This window comes from Cytophagales bacterium (assembly GCA_019456305.1).
In the GTDB taxonomy this organism is placed as follows: Bacteria; Bacteroidota; Bacteroidia; order Cytophagales; family VRUD01; genus VRUD01.
On record VRUD01000078.1, the window covers coordinates 1 to 20,150 of the forward strand.

Sequence of the window (20,150 nt, forward strand, 5' to 3'; positions counted from 1 at the left end):
TATACTGCTTCAACAGGAGGAACTTTATTACAATCAGGTGCTGGCTACTGCTATGGTTTGGATATGCCGGCTCCGGGTGACTCTACGATCTGGGTATCTGTGATTGAACCAGGCTGCGATACCAGTACCAGATCATCGGTGATAGGGGCAATTTCAGGTTCACCATCAATTCTTACCTGGGATGGCAGCTTTAATAACAATTGGTTTAATCCGCTTAACTGGACACCAGAATGCATCCCAACCTGTGGCGTAAGTGTCCTTATTCCTTCAGCAGGTGTAACTTTTGAGCCAACTATTGCTTTCGATAGTGGAGGGATAGCTTATTGCGATACCATAACTATTGCTACGGGCAGAACACTGACTTTTAGTGATGCTCTTTCCATGCTGCAGGTATGTGGCGATTGGGTGCATAACGGTTCATTGGTAATGAGCGGACAAGGACAGGTGGTATTTGCAAGCACAACCAAAGCCCAGAATTTTTCCAGGACGGGAACCGGTGACTTTCATAGCTTACGGCTTAACAATACCTCAGGAATATCTCCTGCTGTGACCATTACCGACCAGAACATGGTGATAAGCGCTACCGGCAATATTGTTTTTACAAGTGGTATAATAAATACAGCAACCGATTCAGTTGTTGTACTGAATTCAGCCGCAGGCTCTGTATCAGGTCACGGACCTACAAGCTATGTTTGGGGTAATTTGAAAAGAGCTGTGACGGATGGTATCTCTTATGACTATCCTGTAGGGAAAAGTAACTCTTACCAGATGTTCAGGATTGATATAGATGCAGGCTCAGTAGCAGGCGGATTAGCAGATTTGAACGTAAGATTTGGCAATCCCGCAGACTGGTATGGTACCGGATGGCTGGCATTAACCCCTTACGATACAGTGCTTGATAATGGCAGTCCCGGTGGTAATGGTGGTGTCTGGACATATACGCCCAATGCAGGAACTGCAAATTATTACTTAGAGCTCTGGGGATCAAATTATACACCAGGTCTGTTACAGCTAACACAATCCATTGCAAAAAGAACAGCTCCAACTGCTGACTGGATATTCGCTGCAAGTACACATATCTCTGATACTGTCATTGGAGGAACCGTATATGTTAGACGAGGCGCATCATTTAGTGGCTTTTCACAAGCTGCAGTAGTATCGGCAGCATCTCCACCTTTACTTTTACCTGTTAAAATGCTTTATTTCACCGCTTATGTAAAAGGCGTAAATGTAGCGCTGGAATGGGCAACAGTTTCAGAAGAAAATAATGACTATTTCAGCATCCAAAGAAGTAAAAACGGTGAAAATTTTGAAACCATTGGCACTGTTGATGGAGCAGGCACTTCAAACGAGAAGATTGAATACCAGTTTATAGACACGAAGCCCTTTATAGGCATGAATTATTACATGCTGAAGCAAACCGATTATGATGGCAGGTATGAATACTCAGACTTGGTTGCAGTGAAATTCCTCAGAAAGCTCAACTTCTCGGTGAGACCCAACCCCGCTACTGACTACCTGGAAATTACCTTTGGTGAGGTGTCTAAGAACGTCATTTTCGTTATGACCCCCGAATACGATGCTGCTATAAAGATATACGATGCAGTGGGAGAATTGGTCTATGAAAAGAAATTCAACGGCACCTTCTATAAATTCAATATAGATATCTCCCCCTTTAGCCAGGGCATGTACTTCGTATCCCTCACCGCCAACAACGAGTTGTATAAGGCGAAGTTTGTGAAGGAATAAAATTATGATTTTATGGCTTTATGGTTTGATATACGAATTACGAATTATGCGGGTAATAAGAACCGGGAAACAGAAAGACAATTTAGCAAAATATTTATATGATGTTTCAAAGATTATTTTTGCTGTGGTAGTAATCGGACCATTTGTAAAACCTGAGAGTATTAACATATATGTTTTTCTGTTTGGATTATCTGCCACGATAATATTTTATATTTTTGCATCAAGAATAGATATGATAAAATTTAAAAACAATGAATGATCCATTAGCAATTCTTTTTCTTGTATTATCCATCGTAGGTATCATAGGCATTATCTGGACATTTACCACCAAGGAACTGCAAGACCCTGAAAAAAAGCCGGAATAACGTTTTTCAATATATTTGTCTATCACTATATCAAATTTATCTGGACACTTGAGCACGTGAACACAAAATGAACATCGGCATCGTCTGTTACCCAACTTTCGGAGGCAGTGGCGTGATAGCCACCGAGCTTGGAAAAGCCCTGGCACAAAAAGGCCACAAGATTCATTTCATTACATACACACTCCCCCAGCGGTTACATTTCTTTAATGAAAATCTATTTTATCATGAAGTTGGAATACCTACCTACCCCTTATTTGAATATCCGCCTTATGAGCTTGCGCTGGCAAGTAAAATGGTGAACGTAGCCAAATTTGAAAAATTAGACCTGCTGCACGTCCATTATGCTATCCCTCATGCTTCTGCTGCCTATATGGCAAAGCAGATCCTTAAAACAGAAGGGTTCAACATGCCCGTTGTGACCACCCTTCATGGAACTGATATAACCCTTGTTGGCAGGGATGCTTCCTATGAGCCGGTTGTTACTTTCAGCATCAATCAGTCGGATGGTGTTACAGCAGTTTCAGAAGATCTTAAAAAGGAGACGTTGAAGCATTTTGATATTAAAAGAGAAATAAAGGTAATTCCAAACTTTATTGATTTGAAAAGATTTAATAAACAACATAAAGACCATTTTAAAAAAGCGATATGCCCCAACGGAGAAAAGCTGCTGGTACACACTTCCAACTTCAGGCCTGTTAAACGCGTTGAAGATGTGATCAGGGTTTTTGAAAAAGTGAGGAAATCTGTTCCCAGCAAATTACTGCTCGTTGGGGACGGGCCTGAACGAGACAAGATGGAGCAATTATGCAGGGAGTTGGATATATGTGGTGATATTCGCTTCCTGGGGAAGCTTGGCGCTGTGGAAGAGGTGTTATCGGTGAGCGATCTGTTTCTCATGCCTTCTGAACAGGAAAGCTTTGGATTGGCTGCCCTGGAAGCAATGGCTTGTGAAGTGCCAGTAATTTCATCAAACGCAGGTGGAATTCCTGAAATAAATATTCATGGAAAAACAGGTTTTTTAAGCAAGGTGGGCGATATAGATGATATGGCAAAAAATGCTTTACATATTTTAGATGATAAAAACCTGGGAGAACTTAAAAAGAATGCTTTAAACCGGGCTATGGAGTTTGATATTTCTAAGATATTGCCGCATTACATTGCGTTTTATGAAAAAGTGATGGGTTAGTGAAGTAATATAAAGATTGCGAGTAATGGACAAAAGTTGGTGCTTAAAAACTCCTGTAATTATTAACTATAAAGTAATTGATGAAATTTAGTTACTAATAAAAAGCACCAACTTTTGTCTATTACACCAAAATATAAAAAAAACGTTTGTATAAAATCATAGACAACTAGGCTCTTAAAAAATCTTTAAAACCAACATGTTGTCTATAATTTTGTTGGTGTTAATAGACAAGTAGGCAGTAGGCAGTTGGCAATTTTGCCTACTGCCTACTGCCAACTTGTATCATACTGGTAAATGTATTTCCTCACGAGCTCGTGGGTTTTTATTAAAACTTGTTTTGAATAAATTTAGACACTTATACACTATGACCCAAACCCCAGCATCAGCACCGCAAAAGAGCAAAAAGCATTATGACCTCATTTTTGAGAAGGAGTTGGAGATGCTCAATCCTGCTCAGAAAGAGGCAGTGAGCCATATTGATGGCCCGGTGCTGGTGATTGCCGGACCGGGAACAGGTAAAACCCATCTCCTTGCAGCGAGAATAGGAAAGATCCTGAAATCTACAGATGCACAACCCCACAATATCCTCTGCCTCACTTACACGGATGCCGGCACCATCGCCATGCGGCAGCGCCTGCTGGAATTTATCGGCCCTGTTGCCTATCGCGTAAGCATATACACTTTCCACGCCTTCTGTAACGACATCATACAGAGAAATCCCGATTACTTCGGAAACAGGGAACTGGAGCCCATCTCCGAACTGGAAAACATAGAGCTGCTCATGCAGTTGCTGGATGAGCTGGACTCTGAAAGTTCTCTCAAGCGCAGGAAAGGTAATATTTATTATGAAGTGCCTTTATTGAATAACCTCTTTCGAAAAATGAAAGAAGAGCCATGGTTCACCGAACACATCAGCGAATGTATTGACACATACCTCAATGACCTGCCCGGCAGGGAGGAATACATCTATAAGGTCTCCAATAAAAAACAGGGGTACCAAAAGGGAGATCTCAAACAACATCTAATAGATAAGGAAATAGAAAAGATGGGAAAGTTGCAGGAAGCCGCCAACCTCTTGCCCAAATACCGACAGAAGATGAAAGAAAGTAACCGCTACGATTACAGCGATATGATACTGTGGGTGCTCGATGCTTTTAAAAAAGACAAAAACTTTTTGCGAACCTACCAGGAGAACTTTCTTTACTTTCTCGTGGATGAGTTCCAGGATACCAACGGTGCCCAGAACGAGATATTAACACGCCTTATTGATTACTGGGATAAACCCAACGTGTTTGCTGTAGGTGATGACGACCAATCCATATACGAATTTCAGGGTGCGCGAATGAAGAATATCCTGGATTTTTATAAGCGTTACGAAAAGGATATTAAAGTAGTGGTGTTGACGGATAATTACCGCTCTTCCCAGCATCTCCTGGACAGCGCCAAAGCATTGATAGATAATAATGAAGAACGCCTTATCAACAAGATCAGCGATCTATCCAAGAATTTAACCGCCAAAAAGGAAGCAGTAGCCCGGTCTGTCATCAAACCGCGAATTATCCGGTATCACAATATCAAGCATGAGGAAGCGGCTATCGTACAGCAAATAGAGGCATTGCACAAGCAAGAATTTCCTCTTAATGAGGTGGCTGTTATCTATTACCGGCACCGGCAGGCAGAAGATATCATCAACCTGATGGAAAAAAAGGGCATTCCATATAATGTCATAAGGAAAATTAACATCCTGGACCTGCCGCTGGTGCAGAACCTGCTGAATTTACTGGAATATATCCTGGCTGAGTATGAATCGCCTCATAGCGGTGAGCATCTGCTGTTTGAGTCAATGCACTACAACTTTTTCAATATCAGCCCGATGGATATAGCTAAGATAAGTGCTTACTGCGGCAAAAACTGGGAAACTAAATGGCGGGATGTAATCACTGACGAAGGCAAATTAACAGAATTGAAATTGGAGAAACCCGGTACCATAGCTGGTTTTGAAAAAAATATCAACCATTGGATAAGCGAAGTAGCAAACCTCACCTTGCAGATGCTGTTTGAAAAGATAATCAACTTCGGAGGAGTGCTGAAATATATCATGAACTCCCCTGAGAAGACCTGGCTCATGCAGGTGTTGACCACCTTTTTTGACTTTATTAAAGAAGAAGGTATAAAAAATCCCCGACTGAGTATTAAAGCATTATTGGAAACAGTGGACAAGATGAGGGCTAACGGCATTGCCATGGAAGTCAACAAAACCGTATATGAAGAAAACGGAGTGAACTTCATCACGGCATATCGGGCAAAAGGGATGGAATTTGAATACGTCTTCTTGATCGGCTGCACCAAAGACATCTGGGAATCCAAAGGGAGGGGCAGTAGCTTTTCCCTGCCAGACACACCTACTCATACCAAGGATGAGAACCTGTTGGAGTCAGCCCGCAGGGTTTTTTATGTGGCTATGACCCGCGCCAAAGAGCGCCTGCATATCTCTTTCTCTAAACAAAACAACAACGGGAAAGAGCTTGAAAGGGCCGTTTTTGTTGCTGAAATATTAGAGAAAATTGATCTGCCCGTAGAAGAGCAACACCGCACCAACGAACAGCTCACAGAATTCAGCTTTGAAGCATTGCAGGAAGTGGAAACGCCACCTGTTGAATTATTAGACAAGGATTTTATCAAGGCATTGTTAGAAAAATACAGCATGAGCATTACCCACCTCAATAAATACCTCAGATGCCATGTGGCTTTTTATTATGAAAACATACTGCGGGTGCCTGCCGCCAAAAATGACGCCATGGCATTTGGCTCTGCCGTGCATTTCGCTTTAAAACGGCTGTTTGACAAGATGCAGCAATCAGATAAAAACCAATTTCCCTCCAAAGAAGAATATCTCAAAGATTTTTTGTGGGAAATGAAGAGAAATAAAAACTCTTTCACCGACCAGCAGTTCAAAAGGAGGAAAGAACTGTGTGAGCAGATGCTGCCGGCATATTTTGATAAATATATTCATACCTGGAATAAAATAGTGAAAACGGAATTTAACATCCGCAACGTAGAAATGGATGGCATTCCTATCAACGGGAAACTCGACAAGCTCGAGTTCGATCGTTTTGATGTTAATGTAGTGGACTATAAGACCGGCAGTGTGGAATACGGCTTAAAGAAGCTCAACCCTCCTGATGACAAAGACCTCCTGGGCGGTGATTACTGGCGGCAGGTGGTCTTTTATAAAATTTTAATGGATAACTTCAGACCGAAAAAGTGGATGATGGTATCGGGTGAAATTGATTTCATTGAGAAAGACCAGAAAAAAACAAAGGATTTTGTAAAGGTTAAGGTCAATGTTAGCCGGGAAGATATTAACTTTGTAAAAAACCAGGTAAAAGAGACCTGGCAAAAAATAATGAACCACGAATTTACGGAGGGCTGCGAGGAGGAAGATTGTTATTGGTGTAATTTTGTGAAAAACCAATTTGTAAGTGAAGAACATTTGCCGGTTAATGAAGAGGAGGATGCTTGTCTGCAATTCGTAAAGGATTGATAAGAAATGCCTTGTCACTACTAACAGTTAATATCAGTTAATAATAGTTATAAAAAGGTCGTATTCATTATTTTGAAGTTTTTCATATACCCAATAATACTTAAAGTGGGAAGATAGTGATACAATAAATATTTACTGTATTACAAACTTCTTCGTAAAAACCTTTTCCCCACTATATATCCGCAGGAAGTAAATACCATTTTCAAGGTTTTTAACCGGTAATAGCAGCTTTTGTCCGTTAACTGATTTACCATTAGCCTTGTATACATCTTTCCCTCTAATATCAATAATGTGTGCATCAACATTAGTGATACTTTCATCAGAGAAACGGATATTAAGTTGTGATGTTACAGGGTTGGGATAAACCAGCATGTTCACTCCAGAAAATGCTTCCTGAATACCAGAAGGTAAAGTTACTGTTATTATTACCATTGCCGTATCACAAAAGGATGGGGCGGAGTTATTGCAAATTTCATAGTATATCGTATCGTTTCCGATAAATCCCGGATCAGGAATATATTCAATACTATCTCCATTCAATAGAGTTGCAATGCCATTTGTAGGTGGATAAATAATAGTTGTAGTCAAGGGTGCACTACTGAAATCATAATCGTTTGCCTGTACATCAATAACCACAGCGGAGTCCTGGTTGGTTGTTACCTTATCATCAACTGCAACAGGAGAAACTTTTTTAATATGTGTAATATACACACCATTCCCGTGTGTTCCAATAACCACTTTACCATCTGACTCCCGTGTATCAATCATGTCAACCACAACATTACCAATTGTGTTAGTTCCCTGTTGAACCCACACGGTTGCCAAACCTTCCAGGGTATCAGTTGCGTAAAGACCGATGCTGGCAGCAACAAAATAGAGCGCACTATCGCCAACAGGTAATATCTCAGCCCATCTTAAAGAAGGTCCGTTGCCTGCTCCTGTAAGGACTTGTTCCAGGTTACCGGCAACCTTATCCCAGCTTATTCCGCCATCCACAGAATAAAACAGGCTATAGACACTATAATTTGAGAAAACAACCAATACCTTATCCGCGTCTCTGGGGTCAATGGCAATACAGCTTACATAGCTATTTGCAGCGCCCGGGAAATTGGTGCCGGTAATGTCTGTTGGTGTTGGATCGCCCGTATTGGCACTATCAATACGGTACACCCTACGCCTGCTGGTACCATAATACAGGCGATTCGCAGGAGTCTTTGATGCTGCAAGCGCAGTAATGGATGCCCCGGTTATGGGTAATGTATCGGTAAATTGAAACCAACTCGTACTGATAGAATCATACTGGTTATTCAAAACTATCTGCGACAGATCGTTATTTCTCCACAGCCTGGGACCTTCAGCCAGGTACATGATGTTGTTATTATTCGGATCAAGAATAAAGGGGTTGATAAAAAGATAATCACCGCCATCAATGGTATCATCAGTGATCGGGTCAATACGTGTGAAGGCAATTGGAACGCCACTGCTATCCAACTGAACTTTAAGCAGTTTCCCCCTCTGTCTTGAAAAGTAATAATAATCTCCACTATCAGCTATAGCACAAAAAGCGCCATCTCCGGTTGAGGGCATTGTCCATGGATCAACCGGGTTTGCAGAATTGATGAAGTATGAACCATTGTCCTGTAATCCTCCGATAATTACATTGCTGTTAGGTGTTCCATGATCCAGGGCAATGGTATAAAATTGGGTGGTTAAATATCCGTTGTTAAGAGGCGTCCAGGTTACATTGGCATCCATACAATTATTTGTTTTGAATATACCTCCGTCTGTCACAGATATTAAGGCATTTGAGTCAGAAGGTAAAAATAATATTTCGTGTTGATCGGGATGATGGTTGGGATAAACATTAAAATAAGGTAAAGTTGTCATGATTCCGTACCCTCCGATCTGTACGTTATTCAGCGTTGTAAAGCCATCGGTTGACCTGAAAAGATTGGTTCCACCGATGAAAACTACGTTGGGATTATCTGGCTTGACTTTAATAATAAGGTCATAACCACCTTGTGCGTTAAAGCTTCCAAATTGCCCGCTGTCGGGGGGAATGTTTGAGGAGAGATCTATCCAGATGCCATTTGTATCTGCTCCATTTCCTTGAAGGTAGGTGTACCTCCATAGACTATTCCATTCTTCATCGCCAAGAAAGTTGTGGGTCAATTGCCCGCTGCCGGGAGTTACAGCGAGGAAATAAACTGTATCCTCATTAGTTGGAGTGATCCCAATGACAACTCTATTATAAGTAGCAGGCCAGTTAGAAGGCGTGATATTTGTCCAGGCAGCTCCGTCAGTTGATCTCCATATTCCTTTTTGAAATCCTTCGCTACTTAAGGTAGCATACAATACACCTGTAGAGGTAACTGCTATATCAGTAAAATAAGAGTATGGATTAACAAAGCCTCCCAGCTCAGTTGTCCATGTGTTGCCCCCGTTGGTACTTCTATAAATACCTGTTACTACTGCCACGTAAACTTCGTCTTGCGTTGTATCAGAAGGGTCAGTAACAATATTCCAGGCAGTATCAAATTGTTTGTCAAAAGATTGCGGTGTATTTGATACAGTTGCCGGCAGCACGGCCCAGGTAAGTCCTCCATCAGTTGATTTGTAGATCCCATTGCCGAGGTAATAGGCATTGGCCCCGCTTGCAGATTGGCCATAAGCTTCTCCGGTAGCAAAATACCACGTATTTGTTTTACCGGGCCTGGTATCCTGGGTTATACATGCAATGCTAATATGTTGGTCCGGAGCTGTAACTTCAGTCCAGGATACACCTCCATCGGTAGAGCGCCATAATCCACCCGAAATACTGCCTGCCAGAATTATATTTTCATTTGTAACATCTATTGCAGCAGCCCTGGTTCTTCCTCCAACATTATATGGCCCCATGGCGATCCAGTTAAGTGCGCCTGCTTTTTTGTAAGTGGCATCGGTAGGCAAGTTTTTGCCAAACGCAATTTCCTTAGCTCTCATATTTGGAGGTATTCGCCCTGTAGCCGGATCCCTCAGCCGCATAAACTCCCAATCTTTTCTTGCATTCGGATTTTTTTTGTCACCTATTGCAAATGATGCGTGAGAAAATAAGGGGAGCCTGAATATTTTGGACTGTTCGTCCTTTTTATTCCATAATGTTCGAAAAATGACTATGGCTGAAACAGTGAAAACAGCCAATGCTACGGAAATGATCAGTTGTTTTTTCATAGCTGGGTTCTGGGATCTCGGTTTTAGAACAGCTTTTTTTTATTTAAATAAATATATTAATGATACAAAAGTAAATATTTTTTGATATTATTCAAAAAAAACAAGAGTATAATTTCCTGTTTCAGATTTATAGTTCAAAGAATCCACATCCTAACATCCATCATCCAACATCACATATCCAGTATCTAGTACTTAATTTCATAAATTCATATATTTATCTTCGAGCCTAATTCATATATTTATCTTCGAGCCTAAAATTGTCGGGTGGAAACACCCGACAACACAGGGTGGGGGCAGGTGTTTCCACCTGCCCCTCATGTTTAAATCATAGTTATTTATGCAACTAAGTACTAGTATCAAACATCCCGTATCAAGTATTCAGCGCCCAGGCAGCAAATTCATTGGATGGCTCCAACCCTAAATCCAACTGAGCCATCCGATGAGGGCCACCCATCCAACATCAAACATCCAAAATCCAATATCCCATATCTAGGTATCCAGTATCAAGTAACGAGCAACCAGCATCCAGTACCCAGTACCCAGCATCATTCAATCTTCTCATACCCATAGATCACATACTTCGCATTTTCATTTCCACCAATAGCAAGCCGGCTTTGAATATCAGCTACAAATTTATCATTTTTTTTTAAACCGGGGTAACGGGCGGCCATATTTGGAAAGAGCTCTTTTGTAGTCGGGTTTAAGGTAAAAGCAAAATGAACCTTTATTTTTTCCCCGGCAGCTATGGCACCGGTAAAAGACGCGCCCCTTCTTTTGATCGTTTCAATTTTTACGATGGCTTCACAGGGAGCTTTTGCGCAGACTCCTGAAGTATCATGTAGTTGAAAATTGTCATAAATATGTACGATAGAACCAATAATTCTACAACTAATTTGTGAGCTATTATTATTTGTATTGCTTGTAGGAGTCATAATCGTATCATGACTCTGCCGGCTCTTTGAGATTTGAAGTGGTGGTACGATTTGTAGAGACGTTGCATGGCAGAGACGCCCAATTTGGACGTCTCTGCCATGCAACGTCTCTACAAATCCCACGCTTTTCTTTTCTGTATTTTTGCAGGTAATTAAAAGGAAGAGTGAGAGTGCAAAGGTGATTTGAAAGCAGGTTTTTGTGGGTAATAGATGCACTGTGTTACCAGGTTAAAAAAAATATTAAGATCACCTTATTACCAATATTTTGTCTCTCGCAATGGTATTGTTATTAGCTATGATACTGAGCAAATATATTCCGTTAGCTAATTCTGATATATCCAAATCAAGTGAACCTTGTATATTTTTTATTTTGAAATGTTTTAACTCTTTACCTGCCAGATCATAAACACCAATAGCTGCTTTTTTTGTATTTTCAGGTAATTTATAAATTATTGTAACAGATTCATTGGCAGGATTAGGATAAGCATTTAACAAAAATTTCTTTAATATAATATGTTCATTTATCCCAACACTATTTAAAATTATTATAATTGTTACAGCAGTATCAGTACAATTTCCCGAAGTAACAATTAAAATAACCGGATAAGTGCCTGCACTATCATATATATGTACAGGGTTTTGAACAGTATCTGTTGCCCCGTCTCCAAAATCCCAATACCAATTTTCGCTAAATATGCTGTTAGTAGAAAATTCAACTGCTACGGAATCTGTGATAAAAAATGTATCCGCAATAGTATAAATAAGTGGTTCTGTACATAATATACATACCGAATCACAATTTGGATATTCGCAGCCCATACAATCTACTTTGAGCGCCCACATATCTGCTGTGCCGGTATCGCCACTTGAAGTATCAGGCCTGACAAAACCTGCCGCAATGTATCCTCCATCATTTGTAGGCTTCACATCTCTTAAATAGTTTGTACTGTTTTGACCCTTTAATTTATCATACGCTCTGTACCAGATGCTATCACCATTCGTTCCTATTTTTACTACGATACCGACAGAATGTCCTGATGAATCAGTTGTTTGCCCGGCACAAATAATCTCCCCATCTTTTGCTATACTCATACCCCATAGCCAGAGAGAATTGCTTAATGCACCGTATTTTTTGTCCCAAATTGTAGCTCCATTGCTGTCCAATTTAACAATCCAGAATTTCCTTTTTGGAGAAAAAGGTATAGAATCGTATGAATAATAACCACTAAAAACATATCCTCCGTCCAAAGTATTCAAAATACTTGTTGAATGATCCCAGTATGGTCCGCCAAAAGTCTTGCTCCATTGTTCATTGCCCAAACTATCTGTTTTAATTACGTATACATCATAAGAGGAGGTATCTTGGTACTTTACTCCACACAATATATATCCTTCATCTTTGGTAACATCAAGAGAAAAGCCTAATTCGGCTTTGCTGCTATCACCATAAGTTTTTTGCCATTGTAAATTACCTAAGCTATCGGTTTTTATTAGCCATACATCTACTTCATTATTCGCTACGCCTATTATTACAAAACCACCATCACTGGTTTGTTTACATTGCCAGCCTTCAATAAAATAAGTTGAATCACGATAAAAATGTGTCCAGCTAGTATCACCTAAACTGTTAAATTTCATTAAAAAAGCATAATTCAATGAATCAAATACTATCCCTGCCAGGGCATAGCCATCATCATTAGTTTCTATGAATGAACCTGGTGTAAAATAAACAGTTCCATTCTGTTTATAAGATTTTTTCCAAACAACATTTCCAGAATCATCTAATAACATCAGTACAATATGATAATTCCACATGCTATCTACAGCGTTTCCTGCAACTAAATAACCAGTATCAATCTTTAAAATACCATGGGCGCCATCTGACATATTATCAAAATCATAACGATTGTTAAAATATATTTGCTGGGCAATACAATGTGTATTGAGGATTATAAATAATATTGTTACTACATTTTTCATAGTGTAGTTAAAAAAACAGCCCTGATACTATTTATTATAAGTATTAAGGCTGTAAAGAATTTATTTTATTATCAATAACTTGTTCCTTGCAATAGTGTTATTATCTACTTTCAAAGAATAAAAATATAATCCGTTGGGTAAATCAGATATTGTTATGTTTATTGTTCCACGTTCATTATCAATTCTGTAACTTTTTAGCTGATTTCCCACTAAGTTATAGATGCTAATAACAGCATCATTTGTATTTTCCGGCAATTTGTAGTCAAATGTGACTGTCTCATTTGCAGGATTTGGGTAAACGGTAATAGAATAATTGTTTTGATAAACTTGTTCTATTATCCCTATTGTGCTACTACAAATAGTATCGCAACCTGCATAGGCACACCCGCAGCCATCCAGCTTGATCACCCACATATCCTGCATACCCGTATCTGGTGCACTGGGAACAACAAAACCACAAGCAATATAACCCCCATCTGATGTGGGCTTTACATCTCTTAAATAATTTTGACTGTTGTTACCTGTTAATAATTCGTATTCCTTCCACCAGATGCTGTCTCCCTGTGAATTAATTTTGAAAAGGAAACCAATAGGATAACCGTTGGCATCAGGTTTTTGACCAACAGCAAGAAAACTGCCATCAGATAATTCATATATTATATCTAGTCCTTGATTATAGTTAACCGGACCGTAAGTTTTATCCCATTCAACTGTACCATTATTAAATAATTTAATTACTCGTGTCTGCTTATATGTTTTTGTGCCATTTTTATATATACCAATCCCTGTACTCAAAATATAGCCCCCATCTGATGTTGAGATGATAAATGCACCATTATCAGTATATGGCCCGCCAAATGTTTTACTCCATTGTAAGTTTCCTATGTTATCAACTTTTATTATATAAGTATCATATTCTCCAGCTCCAAAACTGTTTGTATAGCCACTTAAAATATATCCATCAGAAATTACACCAACACCTAATCCATATTCTGTCCCTGATCCTCCATAGGTCTTTTGCCACAAAAAATTTCCAACGCTGTCTGTTTTTATTAATAATATATCGTCCCCATTTCCTGTATTTTTAGCACCAATTAAAATATATCCTTCATCCATTGTTTGTTTGCATTGATAAGAAGTCTGCCAAGTAGTATCTCCATACATTTTTGACCATAAGGTATCACCTTTATTATCAAATTTTAGAAGTAAAGAGTAATAATTTGCAGATGAATCAACAACTCCACCCCCTAAAGCAAAACCTCCGTCATTTGTATGTATAAAGGATCCTCCGAAACCAGGATAATAATCAAAACCAGACTGTCCGTAAGATTTTTTCCAGACAACATTTCCAGTATTATCTAAAAGCATAATTGCTATATGAAGATTCCATAAACTATCCCTCGCTCCTCCAACAACTAAATAACCACTATCGATATCCATAACATTCCAAGCAACCTCTGTAACATTATAAAAATCATAACGATTATTAAAATATATTTGCTGAGAAATACTTTTAATACTAAAAATAAACAAAAATATTACAATTACACCTCTCATAATCTATTAAATACAAAAGCCCTGTTACTATTATTAAATAACAGGGCTAATGAATTATTTTAATATCATTATTTTTTCTCTGGCAATCGTATTATTATTAACTATTATCGTAAAGAAATATAAACCATTATGTAAACCTGTAATATCCCAATTTATTAATTCTTGTCCTTTATTAATTTCATAATTATTTATTTTTTCTCCTCTCATATTATATATATTCATGATTGCATGATTTGAATTTTCCGGAAGTTTATATTTTATATATACTGTTTCGCTTGCCGGGTTAGGATAAATGATTACTTGAACTTTATCATTTTCAATATATATATTTTTACTTACATTTTCATTATTATCATTTGCCAATCTCGCATTATTATTGTTAAACCAAAATTGTATAAATTTTTCAGGGATACGCTCATTAAATACCCGGTCAATCATGGCGCGGGCATGTATATAGCCGTATTTGGCGCTGTCTGCTGCCACAGTTCTAACTTTGGCTTCTTTTATCGTATCATCTTTTATTTCAAAATAAGTTTTGTTTGATAATTCGATATCTATCATTACTTGTTTGAGCCTGCTAAAATTTTCAAATTCCGGTATCTGGATAAGCGTATCTACTTTTTGCTGTGCTTTTGTATAATCTCCTTTTCTAAGGTGTGCTTCAGCCAATTTACGCCTTGGCTGGTGTCTTTCAATAGGCGGCAATGCTATTACTTCTTCCTGGTCTTTCAATGCTTCTTCCTGCTCTAATATTGCAATTACACTGTCCATAGCTTCTACAATAGTATCACTGTGAAGGTAAAAGCGTATCTTTGCATCCACAGACAGCGATCTTCTGTTTAGAAAATATTTCACCTCACGTTCTAATTCCTCTCTTGCAGAGATGCCTGTTTGCACGGCAGTAATATCAGCCATTGCTGCAGGCGGCAGAGGCTGAACTCTGTTTTGAAGCGCATCCAACGTCTTATCAGTAAGTGGTGAATTAGCGATCAATATATCTCTTAATATATTGGGAGGCAAAGGTGGTATCCTGTTAATCGCTGCTATTAATACCTCATCTGATAAATATGGAGATGCATTTAATAAGATATTTTTTAGTTGGTTTGGAGATAACGGAGGCACTTTATTGATCTGAAGCAGCAAATTTGCCTTATCCCCGCCATCAAACAGCGCTTTTAATGCAGTTACCTTGTCCTCATATTTAACTATCAAAGCCTGCTGGCAACCTAGATCACAATCCGGTGGCAGATTAGAAGGGCAGGATGTAGAAGGATTGAATCCAACCTGGCAATCATTAGGAATAATATATGGAGTAGAATAATTTAGCGGTATAGTATTATAAGCATTACCATTACTATGATGGTTGTAATTAATATTAGAGGTTAAACCAGCAACAATATCTCCATCGCTGGTTGTGTAGCTAAATTGATTACCTGCCGGTGTTTTATCTTTATCAGGATCAGTTTGAGGAGAACAAGAACCCTGATCCTGGGCAAGAGAACCGATAGAGTATATATCAGTAAAACCTATATTTGTATAGCTATTACATCTTATTTCCGTACCTGAATTATTACTGTTTGTTACTGAACCAAGCACTAAATCAAAATATTCATTTCTGTAAAGTTCATTGGCATCGTTCCCGGAATTTTCAATGTAGGAACCAATTAACCCGGTATTTGCTGTTGAATGAATGATATTACCTTCCAGCAGATATCCTGTACAATTTTCAAGATAGAAGCCATAAGAAAAGCAGCAGATATCATTGACAAAATCACCGAGATCAAATTCATTTTCGGTAATTACAGCATAATCCACTCCTCTTAATAATATTCCCCTGTTGTTAAAAAGAAATTTACTTTTGGTAATTGAAACGCTGTTCAATGAATTGGTTGCTGTTGCTTCTATGCCGTAATAGAGGTTTTCAAAAATAGTGGGTTGAAAAGCAGGACAAGGGAATTGCTGCTGGTTTAGACATAGCTCATCCACAATATAGCTGGCATCGGTGCTTTTAACGCCCCAGCCTCTGTCCTGAATGGCAAAATCACCGGGCGTAGTATTTATAAAGTGACAGCCCAGTATTTTCAGACCGTGATAATCAAACAGATTTATAAATTCCATTTTTTGGCCGCTAATATATTCATACGGGCTTGATGAGTTGTATTCAAAAGTACAGTCTTTAAAATAATTGGCGCTGTTAAAATCGGGATAAGAACGCATTTTCACTGCCAGATAGTTATTGATAAAAATACTGTTGTTTGCTCTGACAATACCTCCGGATAAGGGTGGTATCTTAGCATTAATAAGGGGTCTCCTGCCGCAAAATATTCCCATCTGTGCATTTACTATGGTTGTATTATTAAGTTGATATACGCCTTGAACAGCATTATTTTGAGGCAGGGTCTCGTCTCCCCAAACCTCAATGCCATCCCATATACCGAGTCCACAACCATTTAAGGTAACATAATTTGATATTAATTTACCTCCGGGTTTGATCACAATTCTTGCCCTGTCATAATCATTGCCCAGTTCATTGATCACATCATAAGAAAATTCAAAATCAGCCCATCCCATATTTAATACGCCACCGGCTTCTATAATTACTTCACCCTTAACTTTAAATGAACCGAATTGCCAATATACAGTACCTGTAATAACCGGATTTACAAAATCATATACAGGTTCATTGATTGTTACACTTCTGGTAGCTGTACAGCTATATTTATTATTCGTAATGGTTACATCATAGGTACCGGGCGCCAGGCCGGTAGCTGATTGGGTAGTTTGTACCATCGGGTCATCCCAAAGATATGTGGTGAATGATGGGGTGCCGCCTGTTACCGTTGCAGTTCCGTCATTTTCACCATTACAGCTTACATCCGTTGAACTGATAAAAATAGGTAGGTTATCCGGAAATGCAACTATATGCAACCCGGTCTGCATATCTGAAATGATAATATTACAAGATGGTAAAAAGGGATAGACGCCCCATGCCCCCTGCCCGTTATTGTCATTATTAGCCGGGTAACTATCGTAATGACCTGCCACCGTTATATTATTGATATCACTTACATCAAGCACAATAAGGCCCGCACTATAATGGGATATATAACAATAATTCCCGTTGATAAATGGATTATGCGGTCCGGAGATACCCTGTCTGAATTCAAATTCCGGAACTGCCGGTATATTATAAATATCATTAATATCCCAGAATTTAACCCTTTGTGTTGATTCTTCTTGTGCTGTAACCATATAATTTGCCGTCTTCGGTGGTCCATACGCTGTGGGAGCGTCCATCGGGCCAGGTATGGGTGCTTAATTCTGTAAATGTATTAGGAGTAGATATGTTAAAAAACGATGATATGTCAAAAAATTTAATAATACCGTCAGAACCTGCAGGAGCAGTTAATGAATTTGCACATGCAAGAAGCATATTACCTTTTATATATAGATCGTGAACAGGTAAATTATTGTACACGGGAAGCAGCTCTGCAGGGTTCGCAGGATCGGTGGCAATATCCAGAATTAGCATCCCTCCAATACCAGGACCGCTCATATCTCCTCCACATAAAACTAATCTCCCCGTTGGTTCATCAATGAACAAATTATGTGCATGAGTAAAGTTAGATGATGTCCATGTATTTACAAGTGTTACTGATGTTGGAAGATTGGACAAATCAACTACCTGAAGACCCTCACCGGCTCCGGTTCCTTCTGTTACAATATATGCGTAGCTGTTGCCAAATGCATCGGTATAGGTTTTGATATCTCTGTGCGTAGAAGAAGGTCCTGGTATAAAATCAACCTCAACCGGATTATAAGGATCAGTAATGTCCACAAAATAGGTTCTATTTGCAGCGGCTAAAATCGCATATTCATTTCCATTATCATCTGCGTATCCCCAGATATCATTATAACCCGAAGACGGGTCGTAGCTGTTGTCTATGAGAGTCATTGGGGGTTGTTGGGGGCAAGGTGTCAGTGGATCCGGAAGGGTTGGGGGGGTACCATATAAGTTGGTTACGTTGACCTCAAGGTTTATAGCAGATGAAATATTTACACTAAAGCCTGAGCAAGGGCACGAACCACAGTTAGGAGAACAAGTAGTAACATTATTTATTACAATTACTAACATATATTGTCCTGTAGGAACATTACACGGTACCTGAAATAAGGAATAATCCTGACTTCCAAACCACCCAGACGGTGGATTTGGTACATTGCAACTAAGACCATGAAAAGACAGATGATCAGTATAAATTGAGTAGTCCATACCACTTGAAACGTCAATTAATTTATAGGTTACATCAAAATCTATAGTAGAATAATAATAACAACTAGAGACCGGATCGCCACTGTAATTAAAATCAATCTGTATATCATCGTTAGATGCTACGTTAATTACAGTTGTACCTGGTGGCGAAGGAGAGAAATATAAATCAAAATAATACTGCGAGAAAACACAATTTACACTTGAAAACATGAATAAAATAACAGCCAGATATTTTATTCTTTGTATCTTTGATACGAAGTAAAATATGTTTAAAGTTTTCATGATGTTTAATTTTTAGTTTGAGTTAATTATCTATATGTCAAGTTTCACAAAGTTACAAACATAAAATATATTTTCAAAGTAAAAATAAAAATATTTTACAGGCCCCTAACACATTCACTACAAAACCCTATACATCACAAACGCATCCACATACCCCATTTTTATATGTAGAAACCAGGCCCAGCCAAAGGCGGATCTTCGCTTCGCTGCGACATGCTTCGTCTCTGCATGTTATTTTTTTGCCAATCTAAAAAAAATAATCAACAATCCAATAGATAAAGCTACAATAATGGCAGCAAAAATATATACAATAATCATAATAATTTTCTATTTGTTTTTTACTTTCTGACTTTGGGCTTTGCTAAAACTCCCGCCTTCGGGCTGATCAGTTACTGCATCAGTTGATAACGATCTTTTTGCAAGCTGTGCCTTTCTCTGTAATTGCCTTCAAATAATAGAAACCCGGTGACTGGATGCCCAGGTCAATTTCTTTTTTACCGGATATGCCCTCCTGCAATGAATATATCTTCTCTCCAAGCACATTGTAAATTACTATGGAGTTAATAACGCCTCTTGCAACTGCTACTGTTATTTTTCCGTTTGTGGGGTTGGGATAAACAGCAAAATCGGCTTCCTCATTGTTCTCAGCTATGCCGGTTACGCAGCTTACAATGGCGGTATCCGTTAGTGTGCATCCGATTGAGTCTGTAATGGTAACAATCAGCGTGTCGGCCGGCTGGCCGCTAAGCCCGGTAACCGTGGAAGTAGTGTTACCATTGCTCCACAGGAAAGTGTAAGTACCCGCTCCGCCCGATGGTGTTACAGAAGCGCTGCCGTTATTGCTGCCGCAAGTGGCAGGTACAATAGTAACAGAATCGGTAATGGCAGCACAATAGGGATTATATTTGAACACTGTTCCAACATTGGGAGTGCCGCCCTGCTGTGTCATTCCATAAAGAAAGGTGCCGTCAGAAATAAGAGAGCCCCAAGGATACCTTCCGTTTGTTGCGCCTGCGAAGTCAAGGAGTTTGGCATAGCCGGTTCCATCGGGCATTATTTTAAAGAGGGTTCC

The 20,150-nt window shown here is 39.1% G+C and carries 11 protein-coding genes; 4 read left to right on the forward strand and 7 right to left on the reverse strand.

The genetic code is table 11. The annotated features are described in order from the left end of the window. The 4 genes from FVQ77_14405 to FVQ77_14420 form a co-directional block, all read left to right on the forward strand. Positions 1 to 1,749: T9SS type A sorting domain-containing protein (locus FVQ77_14405; protein ID MBW8051499.1), on the forward strand; the 1,749-nt coding region annotated here is incomplete at its 5' end. Between the two features lie 4 nt (positions 1,750 to 1,753). Beyond that, entirely contained in the window at positions 1,754 to 2,008 is a 255-nt protein-coding gene (locus FVQ77_14410; GenBank protein MBW8051500.1) for a hypothetical protein, read from the forward strand. A 173-nt stretch (positions 2,009 to 2,181) separates the two neighbouring features. Further along, on the forward strand, positions 2,182 to 3,300 hold the full coding sequence (bshA, locus tag FVQ77_14415; protein ID MBW8051501.1) for an N-acetyl-alpha-D-glucosaminyl L-malate synthase BshA: 1,119 nt from the start codon (positions 2,182 to 2,184) through the stop codon (positions 3,298 to 3,300). Between the two features lie 364 nt (positions 3,301 to 3,664). After that, entirely contained in the window at positions 3,665 to 6,844 is a 3,180-nt protein-coding gene (locus FVQ77_14420; protein ID MBW8051502.1) for an ATP-dependent helicase, read from the forward strand. A 132-nt stretch (positions 6,845 to 6,976) separates the two neighbouring features. On the opposite strand, the gene FVQ77_14425 is transcribed toward FVQ77_14420, so the two are convergent. The 7 genes from FVQ77_14425 to FVQ77_14455 form a co-directional block, all read right to left on the reverse strand. Further along, on the reverse strand, positions 6,977 to 10,054 hold the full coding sequence (locus FVQ77_14425) for a T9SS type A sorting domain-containing protein (GenBank protein MBW8051503.1): 3,078 nt from the start codon (positions 10,052 to 10,054) through the stop codon (positions 6,977 to 6,979). Positions 10,055 to 10,599: 545 nt separating this feature from the next. Next, positions 10,600 to 11,202 carry a hypothetical protein gene (locus FVQ77_14430; protein ID MBW8051504.1) on the reverse strand — a complete coding sequence of 201 codons (603 nt, stop codon included), beginning with the start codon at positions 11,200 to 11,202 and terminating at the stop codon, positions 10,600 to 10,602. A gap of 30 nt (positions 11,203 to 11,232) precedes the next feature. Next, positions 11,233 to 12,966: a T9SS type A sorting domain-containing protein gene (locus FVQ77_14435; protein MBW8051505.1), complete on the reverse strand. Its 1,734-nt coding sequence runs from the start codon at positions 12,964 to 12,966 to the stop codon at positions 11,233 to 11,235. A 60-nt stretch (positions 12,967 to 13,026) separates the two neighbouring features. Next, positions 13,027 to 14,523, reverse strand: a complete 1,497-nt coding sequence (locus tag FVQ77_14440) for a T9SS type A sorting domain-containing protein (protein MBW8051506.1) — start codon at positions 14,521 to 14,523, stop codon at positions 13,027 to 13,029. Positions 14,524 to 14,577: 54 nt separating this feature from the next. Then, positions 14,578 to 17,820 (reverse strand): T9SS type A sorting domain-containing protein, encoded by a 3,243-nt coding sequence (locus FVQ77_14445; protein MBW8051507.1) that lies wholly within the window; start codon positions 17,818 to 17,820, stop codon positions 14,578 to 14,580. Beyond that, positions 17,738 to 19,078, reverse strand: coding sequence for a choice-of-anchor B family protein (locus FVQ77_14450; protein MBW8051508.1), 1,341 nt, complete (start codon positions 19,076 to 19,078; stop codon positions 17,738 to 17,740). The genes FVQ77_14445 and FVQ77_14450 overlap by 83 nt, the downstream gene beginning before the upstream one ends. Positions 19,079 to 19,475: 397 nt before the next feature. Next, the coding region (locus FVQ77_14455) for a T9SS type A sorting domain-containing protein (protein ID MBW8051509.1) at positions 19,476 to 20,150 on the reverse strand (675 nt) is incomplete at its 5' end.